This is a genomic window from Streptomyces sp. B1866, assembly GCF_031932565.1.
Lineage (GTDB): Bacteria > Actinomycetota > Actinomycetes > Streptomycetales > Streptomycetaceae > Streptomyces.
Map to the genome: position 1 here is coordinate 1 of NZ_JAVSCF010000044.1, position 12,840 is coordinate 12,840.

At 73.9% G+C, this 12,840-nt stretch carries 10 protein-coding genes; 7 read left to right on the top strand and 3 right to left on the bottom strand.

All coding sequences use genetic code 11. The annotated features are described in order from the left end of the window. Positions 1–689 precede the first annotated feature (689 nt). The 5 genes from htpG (at position 690) to RKE29_RS09345 (ending at position 8,092) form a co-directional block, all read left to right on the top strand. Positions 690–2,600 (top strand): molecular chaperone HtpG, encoded by a 1,911-nt coding sequence (gene htpG, locus RKE29_RS09325; RefSeq protein ID WP_312004635.1) that lies wholly within the window; start codon positions 690–692, stop codon positions 2,598–2,600. 487 nt (positions 2,601–3,087) lie between these two features. Continuing rightward, the gene (locus tag RKE29_RS09330; protein ID WP_312004637.1) at positions 3,088–4,497 is read left to right on the top strand and encodes a family 2B encapsulin nanocompartment shell protein; all 1,410 of its coding nucleotides are present in this window, start codon (positions 3,088–3,090) and stop codon (positions 4,495–4,497) included. A gap of 136 nt (positions 4,498–4,633) precedes the next feature. Next, a complete protein-coding gene (locus tag RKE29_RS09335) occupies positions 4,634–6,940 on the top strand; it encodes a germacradienol/geosmin synthase (RefSeq protein WP_312004638.1) in 2,307 nt (768 codons plus the stop codon). Between the two features lie 132 nt (positions 6,941–7,072). Continuing rightward, positions 7,073–7,423 carry a hypothetical protein gene (locus RKE29_RS09340; protein ID WP_312004639.1) on the top strand — a complete coding sequence of 117 codons (351 nt, stop codon included), beginning with the start codon at positions 7,073–7,075 and terminating at the stop codon, positions 7,421–7,423. 108 nt (positions 7,424–7,531) lie between these two features. After that, positions 7,532–8,092, top strand: coding sequence for a DUF5709 domain-containing protein (locus tag RKE29_RS09345; RefSeq protein WP_312004640.1), 561 nt, complete (start codon positions 7,532–7,534; stop codon positions 8,090–8,092). A gap of 134 nt (positions 8,093–8,226) precedes the next feature. Here the strand turns inward: RKE29_RS09345 and RKE29_RS09350 are convergent, their stop codons facing one another. After that, positions 8,227–8,454 carry a hypothetical protein gene (locus tag RKE29_RS09350; RefSeq protein WP_312004641.1) on the bottom strand — a complete coding sequence of 76 codons (228 nt, stop codon included), beginning with the start codon at positions 8,452–8,454 and terminating at the stop codon, positions 8,227–8,229. A 155-nt stretch (positions 8,455–8,609) separates the two neighbouring features. On the opposite strand from RKE29_RS09350, the gene RKE29_RS09355 reads away from it, so the two are divergent. Together RKE29_RS09355 and RKE29_RS09360 are read left to right on the top strand one after the other, a co-directional pair. Then, positions 8,610–9,791 (top strand): cytochrome P450, encoded by a 1,182-nt coding sequence (locus tag RKE29_RS09355; protein WP_312004659.1) that lies wholly within the window; start codon positions 8,610–8,612, stop codon positions 9,789–9,791. A 325-nt stretch (positions 9,792–10,116) separates the two neighbouring features. After that, entirely contained in the window at positions 10,117–10,470 is a 354-nt protein-coding gene (locus RKE29_RS09360) for a hypothetical protein (protein ID WP_312004642.1), read from the top strand. A 101-nt stretch (positions 10,471–10,571) separates the two neighbouring features. On the opposite strand, the gene RKE29_RS09365 is transcribed toward RKE29_RS09360, so the two are convergent. Next, entirely contained in the window at positions 10,572–10,874 is a 303-nt protein-coding gene (locus RKE29_RS09365; protein WP_312004660.1) for a DUF6343 family protein, read from the bottom strand. Between the two features lie 316 nt (positions 10,875–11,190). Then, entirely contained in the window at positions 11,191–12,834 is a 1,644-nt protein-coding gene (locus tag RKE29_RS09370) for a ubiquinol-cytochrome c reductase cytochrome b subunit (protein ID WP_312004643.1), read from the bottom strand. Positions 12,835–12,840 lie beyond the last annotated feature (6 nt).

Consider the following 12,840-nt stretch of genomic DNA (forward strand, 5'->3'; position numbering starts at 1 on the left):
CACCCGCCGTGGTGGCGGCGGGCCCGGCCTGCCGCCACCACCGGACGCGGGCCCGCGGACCGCGCCGCCCCCGCCGCGGGACGAACGGCGGTCACGCCGCCCCGCGGCCCTCCCGGGGAATTCCCGCGAAGGCGGCACGCGGCCGCGCGCAAGCCGTCCGCCGACCCGGCGGACGGCCGCACCGGGAATTCCCCTCGAACACCCCGGCGACGAATGTATGACACCCGCACTCCTCCCCCATCGCCGTTTCGCGGTAATCCCGCGACGCCTTCCCCGGGATACACGCACCACCCCGGCCCCTGCCGCCGCCCCGGCAGAAGGCGCGGGAGACACCGACGCGCTCGGAGCCGGGCCCGCTTCCCGGCGCGGCACCGGTGGACACGGCAACGACCGGCGTGAAAGGGCGCCCGGCCGCTGCTCCCGCGCAGCTCACGCCCCCCGGCACCCGAGCGCGCCGCCGACGGGCCCGAGTTCCGCAGCGCCGACCGCATGCTGGACGCGGGGCGCCACGCTCCGCCCCACCGCGGCCGGTTCGGGCGGCCGGACCCCGCCCGCCCGGCGGCTCGGCGGCCGCACACCACCGTACGGAAACCGGTCGGCGCGGGGGCCTGCCCACCGGCCGGGCGGCGTTGCGTGCGGTCCGCGGCCGGACGTACGATTCGGCGGAAGTCGCCCCTGAGAGGAATGCGGTGAACACGCGGATCGAAACCCTTGAGTTCCAGGCCGAAGCGCGTCAGCTTCTCCAGCTGATGGTGCACTCGATCTATTCGAACAAGGACACTTTCCTTCGCGAGCTCATCTCGAACGCTTCGGACGCGCTGGACAAGCTGCGCCTGGAAAAGCTCCTGAACGACGACCTGGACGCGGACACCTCCGACCTGCACGTCGACATCGAGGTCGACAAGGAGGCGCGCACGCTCACCGTCCGGGACAACGGCATCGGCATGTCCAGGGACGACGTGGTCGACCTCATTGGCACGATCGCGAAATCCGGCACGGCCGAGCTGATCGAGAAGATGAAGAAGGCCAGCGACGCCGCCTCGCGCGACCTCATCGGCCAGTTCGGCGTCGGCTTCTACGCCAGTTTCATGGTCGCGGACAAGGTGACCCTGGTGACCCGGCGCGCCGGGGAGACCGGAGGCACCCGCTGGGAGTCCGACGGCCAGGGCTCGTACACCGTGGAGTCGCTGGACGAGGCGCCGCAGGGCACCGCGGTGACCCTGCACCTGAAGCCGGTGGACGAGGAAGACCAGCTGTTCGACTACACCGCGCCGTGGAAGATCCGGGAGATCGTCAAGCGCTACTCCGACTTCATCGCCTGGCCGATCAGGATGGCGGCCGACACCACGGACAGCGAGGGCGAGCCCGCCCGCGAGGTCCAGACGATCAACTCCATGAAGGCGCTGTGGGCCCGGTCCAAGGACGAGGTCGACGAGGAGGAGTACAAGACCTTCTACCGGCACGTCAGCCACGACTGGCAGGACCCGCTGGAGACCGTCCACCTGCGCGCCGAGGGCACCTTCGAGTACCAGGCCCTGCTGTTCCTGCCGTCGCACGCGCCCTTCGACCTCTACACGCGCGAGCACAAGCGCGGCGTGCAGCTGTACGTGAAGCGCGTGTTCATCATGGACGACTGCGAGGCGCTCGTCCCCGAGTACCTGCGGTTCGTCAAGGGCGTGGTCGACGCGCAGGACCTGTCGCTGAACGTCTCGCGGGAGATCCTCCAGCAGGACCGGCAGATCCAGATGATGCGCCGCCGACTGGTGAAGAAGGTGCTGTCCACGGTGAAGGACATGCTCTCTTCGGACACCGAGCGGTACGAGAAGTTCTGGGGCGAGTTCGGACGGGTCGTCAAGGAGGGCCTGATCGGCGACCCCGACAACAAGGACCTGATCCTGGACATCGCGTCCTTCCCGTCGACCGCCGACCCGGAGAAGCAGACCACGCTGCGCGCGTACGTGGAGCGGATGAAGGACGGCCAGAGCCACATCTACTACCTCACCGGCGAATCCCGCGCCGTCATCGAGAACTCGCCGCACCTGGAGGCGTTCACCGCCAAGGGGTACGAGGTGCTGCTGCTGACCGACCCGGTGGACGAGATGTGGGTGGAATCGGTCACCGAGTTCGACGGCAAGCCGCTGCAGTCGGTCGTCAAGGGCCAGGTCGACCTCGACACCGAGGACGAGAAGAAGGCCGCCGAGTCCGAGCGCGACCAGCTGAACAAGGACTTCGCCGACCTGCTGTCCTGGATGAGCACCCGGCTCCAGGACGACCTGAAGGAGGTCCGCCTGTCCTCCCGGCTGACCACGTCCCCGGCCTGCCTGGTCAGCGACACCCAGGACATGACGCCGACGCTGGAGCGGATGTACCGCGCGATGGGCCAGGACATGCCGCGGGTCAAGCGGATCCTGGAGCTCAACCCGGGCCACCCGCTGGTCAGCGGCCTGCGCGAGGCCCACGCGGAGCGCAAGGACGACCCGTCGCTGGCCGAGACGGCGCAGATCCTCTACAGCATGGCCCTGCTCGCCGAGGGCGGCGAACTGACCGACCCGTCCCGCTTCATCCGGCTCCTCGCCGACCGGCTGGCCCGTACGCTCTGAGCCGTCGGCGTGCCCGGCCCGGCGGTCCTCGCGACTGCCGGGCCGGGCATCCCGCCCCTTCACCCCTGTAGCCCGCCGCTGCCCACCCGTCAGATGGACGGCACGTTGTCGAGGAGGCCGGCGCCGGCCTGGGTCGGGAGGTGACCGGCGGCCATCCGAACGGCTGCCGTCGCACCGGAGCGTCCAGGACCGGGCTCGCAGAACCGGCGCCGCGCGCCCCGTGGCGCGCGCCAGGCGCGGTCGGCCCGGCCCGGTGGCATCCGCCGCGCAGGGTCGAACTCCCGTGGTACTGCCGGGCGTTGACTCAAACATCGCAAGCTTCGAGATCACTCGATCTAATGAGATGACGTTCCTCTTTGGTGATCCTCACCCCGGCCTGCCCCTAGCGTGTTGATCACGGCCGGAACGCCTCGGTCCCCAGGTCCCGTGGGCCGGACGGGGCGCCGGCCCGCCGCAGTCCGTCGCACCCCGAAGAGGAGAGGCACCCATGTCGGTTGACGGAGGGAGCCGGCCGGAGTCGGACCAGGAGCAGCTGAGCCTCAGTACCGCGGCCGCGCGCAACCTGGCGACCACCACCAAGTCCGTCCCGCAGATGCAGGGCATCACCTCCCGCTGGCTGCTGAAGCTGCTTCCGTGGGTGCAGACCGAGGGCGGTGTCTACCGGGTCAACCGGCGTCTGACCTACACCGTCGGGGACGGCCGTATCGAGTTCGTGCAGACCGGGTCCCGGGTGGAGGTCATCCCCCGGGAGCTGGGCGAGATCGCCGCCCTGCGGGGCTTCGAGGACGTGGACGTGCTCACGGCCCTCGCGAACCGTTTCACGCAGCGGGAGTTCGGGCCCGGGGAGGTGCTGGCCGAGGAGGGCACGCCCGTCGACCAGGTCCTGCTGATCGCGCACGGCAGGGTCGAGCAGACCGGCCGCGGCCCGTACGGCGGGGCCACCCGGCTCGGTGTGCTCGGCGACGGCGACCACCTCGGCGGTCAGGCCCTGTTCGCCGAGGAGGCCGTCTGGGAGTACACCGCCAAGGCCGCCACCAGCGGCGTGCTGCTCGCGCTGCCGCGGGCGGAGTTCGCCGGCCTCCTGGAGAGTTCGCCCGCCCTGCGGGAGCACGTGCGCCAGGTCGCCGCACTGCCCGACCAGCGGCAGAACGACCGGGGCGAGGCGGACATCGCGCTGTCCTCCGGTCACGCGGGCGAGCCGGACCTGCCCGGCACGTTCGTGGACTACGAGCTGAATCCGCGCGAGTACGAGCTGAGCGCCGCGCAGACGGTGCTGCGCGTGCACAGCCGGGTGGCGGACCTGTTCAACAAGCCGATGAACCAGACCGAGCAGCAGTTGCGGCTCACGGTCGAGGCGCTGCGGGAGCGCCAGGAGAGCGAGCTGGTCAACAACCCGGAGTTCGGGCTGCTGCACAACGCCGACTACAAGCAGCGGATCCAGCCGCACTCCGGCCCGCCCACCCCGGACGACCTGGACGAGCTGCTCAGCCGCCGCCGCGGGTCGAAGTTCTTCTTCGCCCACCCGCGCACCATCGCCGCTATCGGACGCGAGTTCAACGCGCGCGGGCTGTACCCGGGCCATGTGGACCTGCTGGGCACCCAGGTCCCCGCCTGGCGCGGCGTGCCCATCCTGCCGTGCAACAAGATCCCGATCACCAGGGAGCGCACCAGCTCCATCCTGTGCATGCGGGTCGGCGAGGACGACCAGGGCGTCATCGGGCTGCACCAGACGGGGCTGCCGGACGAGTACGAGCCCGGGCTGTCGGTCCGGTTCATGGGCATCAACGAGAAGGCGATCATCTCCTACCTGGTCACCGCCTACTACTCGGCCGCCATCCTCGTGCCGGACGCGCTCGGCGTCCTGGAGAACGTGGAGATCTCCCGCCAGCGGGACTAGAGCGCGCATGGGCCCGCGGCGGCGGCGTACGGCCGGGAGCCGTACGAGCCGCCGCCGCGGGCCCGCGGGCCGCGCGAAGGCGCACCGCACACGGCACACGAGACATCTGAGGCACGAGGCACGGGGTGAGGCGCGGATGCCACAGTCACAGCCCTTCGAACTGCCGGACTTCTACGAGCCGTATCCGGCGCGGCTGAACCCCCACCTGGAGTCGGCCCGGGCACACTCCAAGGAGTGGGCCCGCGCGATGGGCATGATCGAGGGGTCGGGCATCTGGGACGAGGCCGACTACGACGCGCACGACTACGGCCTGCTGTGCGCCTACACGCACCCCGACGCGTCCGCCGACCGGCTCGCCACGGTGACCGACTGGTACGTGTGGGTGTTCTTCTTCGACGACCACTTCCTGGAGCGCTTCAAGCGCAGCCGGGACATGGACGCCGCCAAGACCCACCTCGACCGGCTGCGGGCCTTCATGCCCGTCCGCCCCGGCGGGCCGCCCCCCGAGCCCGTCGACCCCGTGGAGCGCGGGCTGGCCGACCTGTGGGCGCGCACCACGCCGGTCATGTCGGAGAGCTGGCGGGTGCGGTTCGCCGAGGCCACGCGGCACTTGCTGGAGGAGTCGCAGTGGGAGCTGTCCAACATCAGCGCGGGCCGGGTCGCCAACCCGCTGGAGTACGTCGAGATGCGCCGCAAGGTCGGCGGCGCCCCCTGGTCCGCGGGCGTGGTCGAGTACGCGGCCGAGGCCGAGGTCCCGCCGGCCATCGCGGCGAGCCGCCCGGTGCGGGTGCTCACGGACGCCTTCGCCGACGCCGTGCACCTGCGCAACGACCTCTTCTCCTACCAGCGGGAGGTCGAGGACGAGGGTGAGCTGTCCAACGGGGTGCTGGTCTTCGAGCGGTTCCTGGGCTGCGACACCCAGCAGGCCGCGGACGCGGTGAACGACGTGATCACCTCCCGGCTGCACCAGTTCGAGCACACCGCGCTCACCGAGCTGCCGCAGCTGTGCGCCGAGCACGGCCTCGACCCCCTGTCCTGCACGCAGGTCTTCGCGTACGTCAAGGGGCTCCAGGACTGGCAGTCCGGCGGGCACGAGTGGCACCTGCGCTCCAGCCGGTACATGAACGCCGGCCTGGCGGACGCCCGCGACGGGCCGTGGGCGCCGCCCGGGACGACGGGCTTCCCCGGCGGCCCGCCGGGGCTGGGCACCGCGGCCCGCCGCGCCGTGGCCTCCCTGGTGGCCACCGCCCCCATGCGCCTGCGCCGCCACGCGCACGTGCGCCGCCGGGTGGGCCAGGTGCCGGTGCCGCACCTGGACATGCCGTACCCCACCCGGCTCAGCCCGCACCTGGACGCCGCCCGGGAGAACATGGTGGCGTGGGGGCGGGCCATGGGGATGCTGGACCCCGACCCGGGCGTGCCCGGCCCGCGGCTGTGGGACGAGCACAAGCTGCGCGCGTTCGACTTCGCCCTGTGCGCGGCAGGCATCCACCCGGACGCCACGCCCGGCCAGCTGGACCTCACCACCTGCTGGCTGACCTGGGGCACGTACGGCGACGACTACTACCCGGTGGTCTTCGGACGCCGGGCCGACATGGCGGGCGCGAAGGCGTGCACCGTGCGCCTGGGGGCCTTCACGCCGGTGGACGGCTCCGCCGCCGCGGCCACCCCGGTGAACGCGCTGGAGCGGGGCCTGGCCGACCTGTGGGCCCGTACGACCGCGTCGATGTCCGAGGACGCGCGGCACGCCTTCCGGGCCGTCATCGTGGACATGACCGACAGCTGGCTGTGGGAGCTGGGCAACCAGATCGCCCACCGCGTGCCCGACCCGGTGGACTACGTGGAGATGCGCCGCAAGACCTTCGGCGCGGACTTCACCATGAGCCTGTCCCGGCTGTACCACGGCGGGACGGTCCCGGACGAGGTCTACCGGACCCGTCCGGTCCAGGCCATGGAGCACGCGGCCGCGGACTACGCCGGGCTGCTCAACGACCTGTTCTCCTACCAGAAGGAGATCGAGTTCGAGGGCGAGTTCCACAACTGCGTCGCGGTGGTCGAGAACTTCTTCGGCTGCGGCCAGCCGGAGGCCCTGGACATCGTGGCCGACCTGGTCAACGCCCGGATGCGCGAGTTCCAGCGCGTGGTGTCCACCGAGTTGCCCGTCCTCATGGACGACCTCGGCCTGGACGCGGCGGCCCGCGCCACGCTCACCGGCTACACGCGCGAGCTCCAGCACTGGATGTCCGGCATCCTCACCTGGCACTCCGGATGCCGCCGCTACACCGAGGCCGAGCTGCGCCGCCCGGTGACCGGTGTGCCGCACGTCGCGCCCGGCCCCACCGGCCTGGGCACGCTGGGGATCGTTCTGCCGGGGTCGCGGTGGGCGGCCCGTCCGGCCGGGGCGTCTCCCGCGGCGGCGCGGGGGTACTCCGAGCCGTCCTGACCTGCCCGTCCGAGGGGGCGGCGGGCCTGCTCGCCGTCCCGGCCCGTCGGCTGCCCCCGGGCCGGGCGCGCGGCGGGCGCCTGGCCGCCGGAGCCGCAGCATGCGCCCGCCCGGGCCGGGTACCCGGAAAACATGACCAAGCAGAGCAAAAGCCACGAGTCCGACGGGCGGCGCGCCGACGCCGCGGAGGCGGCCCGCAGCGCCGACGAGGAGCGGGCGACGGCCCGGCCGTTCGGCTACCCCCACGCCGAGCGCCACCCGGGCGTCCGCGCCACCCGGCACATCAGCCGCGAGCAGGCCGACGCCGACAGCGTCCCGGGCGTGCCCGGCGGCTACGGCACCACCGGCGGCGGCCAGCCCGGCGGCAGCGGAGCGGGCATCCGCCCCGACCGCGAGGGCACCCTCGACCCGGCCGAGTACGCCGACACCATCGGCGCCGGGGAGCCCGCCCCCGACAAGGACGCCGACCGGGACCGGGACTGACCGCGCGGCCCGCGCGGGGCCCGCTCGCGTGCGGGCGAGTCGCGGGCCCGGAAGGCGTCACGGGGCGTGAGGGCCCCGCCGGCAGCGGCAACGGACAGCGGAGGAGCCATGGGCAGCGACGGAATGGCCGACGACGTCTACCAGCCGGCCAAGAGGAACGAGGAGCAGGAGGACGCGGCCCCGCTCGACCTTCAGGACGCGCTCGACGAACGCGGGTACGACGACATCCTCGACGAGGGCTACTCCCCGCCGGAGAAGCCCCTGGGCGTCGGGAAGACCGGGACCACGGCGGCCGAGCAGCACGACGGGGAGAGCCTGGAGGAGCGGCTGCGCCAGGAGACCCCGGACGTGGGCGAGGCGGAGGGGGACGGGATCGGCGACCTGCCGGGAGGCGAGGGCGAGCCGGTCGACCCGGAGGCCGGTACGGACCGGGCTGGACGGCTGACCGCCCCGGACGAGGGGGTCCGCGAGGACACCACCAAGGACCTCGTCGCCGAGGACGTGGGCATCGACGGCGGCGCGGCGAGCGCCGAGGAGGCGGCCATGCACGTCTCCCCGCGGCCGGAGGAGCGCGAGCGGCCGGAGGAGCCGGCGGAGGGGCCGGGGAGCCCGGCCGGTCCGGCCGACGGCGCCACGGACGCGGACACGGACGCGTCACCCGACCGGTGACCCGGCTCCCGGGCCGCGCCGACCGGCCCGGGAGCACGTATCGGCTGCGTACGAGCGTACGGGCCGGGGCCGGTGTGTTCAGCGGTGCGCGGCCCGCGCCGGGCGCGGGCCGCGCACCGCTGAACACACCGGCCTCAGGCGGCGTCCGTCCGCTTTCGGCGCGGATCCCGGGCGGCGAACCGGGCGCCGCCCGGAATCAGACGCAGATGGCGCCGGGCACGGGCGTGCCGCGGGGTCTGCGAGGTGTTGGTCAGCCAGTCCTCGATACGGTCCATGCCGTACAGCACCAGTCCCAGTGCCGGCAGCAGCAAGGCAGCGACAACGATCACGACAATGACACCCTCTCTGGCTTTGGCCGACACCGGGTGCCCGCTACGGCGGGAGTCATGGGGCGGAATCGGGTGAAAGTCCACTGACTGTCCCCCGGTGAACCTCGCCTTTCGTCAGACAGGGCCGGCAGCGCCGACCGTTGCCCGCCCGCCCTCGTGTCACCGGGGCGCGCTACCGTCGTCACGTGATGTTCGACTGCGACGACCCGGCGTTCCTGGCCGACCCCTACCCGGTGTTCGCCCGGCTGCGGGAGAGCGGTCCGGTGCACTGGCACCCGGGGCTCGGACTCCCCGTCGCGGTGTCGCACGCGGCGTGCTCGGAGGTGCTGCGCGACCGCGCGGCGGGCCGCGTGTGGCAGGACAGGACGCCGGTGGAGCGGTTCCCCGCGTTCAACATGCTGCACCGCAACTCCCTGCTGGAGAGCGAGCCGCCGCGCCACACCAGGCTGCGCGGGCTGGTCGCGGCCGCGTTCGGCCGGGGGCACACCGCCCGGCTGGAACCGTGGGTCCGCGCGGTGGCGGGCCGGATGGTCGAGGGACTGACGGCGGCCATCGCCGCGGACGGGTCGGCGGACCTGTTGGCGCACCTGGCCGGGCCGCTGCCGGTGGAGGTGATCGCGGAACTGCTCGGTGTGCCGGCGGCGGACCGGCCCCGGCTGCGGCCGTGGTCGAACGCGATCGTGAAAATGTACGAGTACGGGCTGCCTCCGGAGGGCGCGGCGGCGGCCGAGCGGGCGGCCGGCGAGTTCGCGGGGTACCTGCGCGCGCTGGCCGCCGACCGCGCCCGTGCGCCCGCCGACGACCTGGTCAGCGACCTGGTGTCGGTGCGCGACGGCACGGACCGGCTCTCCGGCGACGAGCTGGTGGGCACCGCCGTGCTGCTGCTCATGGCCGGCCACGAGGCGACGGTGAACGTGATCGGCAACGGCGTGCGGGCGCTGCTGCTCCACCGCGGCCAGTGGGACCGCCTGGTGGCGTCGCCCGCGCTGGTGCCGACCGCGGTGGAGGAGCTGATCAGGTTCGACGCGCCGCTCCAGCTGTTCGAGCGGACCGCCACCGCGCAGACCACGGTGGCGGGGTACCGGCTGGCGCCGGGCGAGAAGATCGCGGCCCTGCTGGGGGCGGCGGCCCGCGATCCGGCCGTGTTCGACCGGCCCGACGCGCTGGACGTCGGCCGCTCGCCGAACCCGCACCTCGGCTTCGGGGCGGGCATCCACTACTGCGTCGGCGCGCCGCTGGCCCGGGTGGAGATCGCCGCCGCACTCGAAGCCCTGGTCACCCGGCTGCCCGGGCTGCGCCCGGCCGGCGAGCCGGAGCGCCGCGGCGAGTTCGTGATCCGCGGCCTGCGCACGCTGCCGGTCACGGCGTAGGAGGCCGCGCTCCGGACCCGGCACGCCGGTCGCGGGCCCACGCCTCGGCCCCGTACCGGCCCGGCGGCGCGTACGCGCGGGGTGCGACGGTCGGCCGACCGTGGCGGCGGTTTCGCGGCACATGCCAGGGGAACCTGGAGCGGACCCGCCGACGGCCGGGCCGCGCCCCGCACGTCGCGCCGACCGCCCCCGGACGGCACGGCCCGTCCGGCCCCCGCCGGGTGTGTGCGGCCGGTCCGGCGACGGCCTCGGCGGAGGGCCGAAGCCGCCGGGCTCGCGACCGTGAGGCGAATCCGCGCGGTCCGGTGTCGATGGAGGAGGCGAGATGACCAAGCAGCAGCGCAGCGAGCTTCCGCTGCCGGACTACGACCATCTGCCGACGGGCTCTCTGGAGCACCGCATACGGTCGCTGGCCGCCGGGGAACTGGAGGAGCTGCTGCGGTACGAGCGCGAGCACGCCGACCGCAGGCCGGTCACCGAGCTGCTCACCACGCGACTCGGCCAGCTCGCGTCCGGCGGCCGTCCGTCGGGCGGCGGCCGGGGCGGATTCCGCCCGGAGCAGCCGGGGCCGCCGCGGGGCGGTTCGCCGGTCTCGCCGGACACCTCCCCGGAACCGATCAGTCCGCCGCCGCACGGCACGCCCGACCAGCGGGGCAAGCCCAAGGCCGACCGGCCGTGACGGCAGGCGGCGCCGCGCGGGAGCCCTTCCCGCGTCGGGACGCCGTACCGCACCACCGGCAGGCCGCTACCGGGGCTCCGGGCCGCCCGCCGGACCGGAGGTCACCGGCCCGTCCGGCCCCGCTCGCGCGACCGGCGGCGCAGGACGACCGCGAGGTCCCCCACGGCCAGCAGGGTGAGCAGCCCGCAGGCGGCGGCCAGGACGGCCAGGTCCGTGGCGCTCGGTGAGCTGCCGGCGTCGGAGGAGGCCGCCCATACGGCCAGCAGCACGGTGCCCGCGGCGAAGAGCGGCACTGCCACCAGGGACAGCAGCAGCCGCAGCCCCAGCGCGCTCTGCGCGGTGGCGGGCTCGGTGCCGGTGCGTTCGCGGCGGCGGCCGAGGGCGCCGGACCGGGAGCGGGGCACGCCGGGCCGCGGGCGGCCGGGTTCCGGTGGGTGGGGCACTGCTCCTCTCCTCTCCCGGTTCGGGGCCGTCCTGGGGGCGGGTGCAGGCTCTGCGACGCGTCGGTGGTGCCGCGGCCCGGTACGCGCCGGTGACGCCGCGCGGACCGTACGAGTTCCCGCCGCCGGGCCGCGCTCACGGACTTTCGGGCCGCGGGTGCCGCGGCCTGCCCCGCGACCCCGTGCCCGTCCGGCGGCCCGCGCGAGACGAGAGGACGGCGCCGTGGCGGCCGCGCGGGTCAACGGCGGGTCGTGACCGGCCGGCGCCGGGCGGCGGGCGTCAGTCGCGCGGCGGCGGCTCGGGCTGGGCGGTGGTACGGGCGGCGACCTCCCGGCCCTGGGGGCTGTCGGGCAGGTCCACCCGGTCCCGGTAGTACCAGGAGTTCAGGGCGGTCCGCAGGCGCTGCCGCCGGCCCGTACGGCCGGTGAACTCGACGGTTTCGGGCAGGTCCCTGGCGTGCAGGACGTACCTGCGGCGGGCGGGCAGCGGGCGGCGGGTCTCCGTCAGGCCGCCGTCGACCGCCTGGCGGACCTCGCCGGTCTCCTCGCCCTCGGCCAGCCGCTCCCGGTCCCGCTCCTGGAGGGCCAGGCACACGCGCCTGGCCAGCCACAGGGCGGCGGCCGGGCCGAGTACGACCAGGACCCGGAAGGTCCAGGTCAGCGTGTTCAGCGAGACGCCGAAGGCGTGCGCGAGGACGTCGTTGCCGCCGGCGGCGAGCAGCACCGCGTAGAAGGTGATCCCGGCGGCGCCCAGGCCGGTGCGCACGGGCCGGTCCCGGGGCCGGTCGCACAGGTGGTGCTCGCCGCGGTCGCCGGTCACCCACCGCTCGAAGAACGGGTAGAGGTACAGCGCGGTGAACAGCGCGAGCGGCAGCAGGACGGTGGGGACGAAGACGTTCCACATCACCGTGTGGCCCCACAGGTCCGTCTCCCAGGCGGGCATCAGCCGCAGCGAGCCCTCCAGGAAGCCGACGTACCAGTCGGGCTGCGACCCGGTGGACACGTGGTCGGTGCGGTACGGGCCGTAGGTCCACACCGGGTTGACCTGCGCGGTGCCGCCCAGCGCCGCGAGCAGGCCGAAGACCATGAGGAACAGCCCGGTGGACTTGACGGCGAACTGGGGGAACATCGGCTGGCCGACCGCGTCGCGGTTGGTCCTGCCGGGCGCGGCCCAGTGGGTGTGCTTGAGGTAGACCACCAGGATCAGGTGCGCGACCAGCAGGCCGAGCAGCAGCCCGGGGACGAGCAGAATGTGCAGCGGGTACAGCCGGGGGATGATGTCGTGCCCGGGGTACTGGCCGCCGAAGGCGAGGAAGCTGAGGTAGGTGCCGACGACCGGGACCGACAGCATGACCCCCTGGGCGATGCGCAGGCCGGTGCCGGACAGCAGGTCGTCGGGCAGGGAGTAGCCGCAGAATCCCTCGACGACGGCGAGCAGGAAGAGGGTCACGCCGATGACCCAGTTGGCCTCCCGGGGCCTGCGGAACGCGCCGGTGAAGAACACCCGCAGCAGGTGGACGCCGGCGGCCGCGACGAACACCAGCGCCGCCCAGTGGTGGACCTGCCGGATCAGCAGCCCGCCGCGCACGTCGAAGCTGATGCGCAGCACGGACGCGTACGCCTCGGAGGTGGGCACGCCGCGCAGCGGCCCGTACGAGCCGTGGTAGGGCGCCTCGGTCATGCCCGGCTCGAAGAACAGGGTGAGGTAGACGCCGGTCAGCAGCAGGACCACGAAGCTGTACAGGGCGATCTCGCCCAGCAGGAACGACCAGTGGTCGGGGAACGCCTTGCGCAGCAGGCCGCGCGCGCCCTCGGACACCGGCAGCCGACGGTCGGCCGCCCGGTAGCCCGCCTCGACCGCCCGCCGGGCCCGGGCCGCCGCGTTCGCTCTCGCCCCGCGCCCTCTGGTCCCGCGCCGGAGCACCGCCGT

Bases quoted from the DNA above. Each gene is read 5' to 3' on its own strand.
- RKE29_RS09330 (WP_312004637.1), top strand. From the start codon at position 3,088: ATGTCGGTTGACGGAGGGAGCCGGCCGGAGTCGGACCAGGAGCAGCTG.
- RKE29_RS09335 (WP_312004638.1), top strand. From the start codon at position 4,634: ATGCCACAGTCACAGCCCTTCGAACTGCCGGACTTCTACGAGCCGTAT.
- RKE29_RS09340 (WP_312004639.1), top strand. From the start codon at position 7,073: ATGACCAAGCAGAGCAAAAGCCACGAGTCCGACGGGCGGCGCGCCGAC.
- RKE29_RS09345 (WP_312004640.1), top strand. From the start codon at position 7,532: ATGGGCAGCGACGGAATGGCCGACGACGTCTACCAGCCGGCCAAGAGG.
- RKE29_RS09355 (WP_312004659.1), top strand. From the start codon at position 8,610: ATGTTCGACTGCGACGACCCGGCGTTCCTGGCCGACCCCTACCCGGTG.
- RKE29_RS09360 (WP_312004642.1), top strand. From the start codon at position 10,117: ATGACCAAGCAGCAGCGCAGCGAGCTTCCGCTGCCGGACTACGACCAT.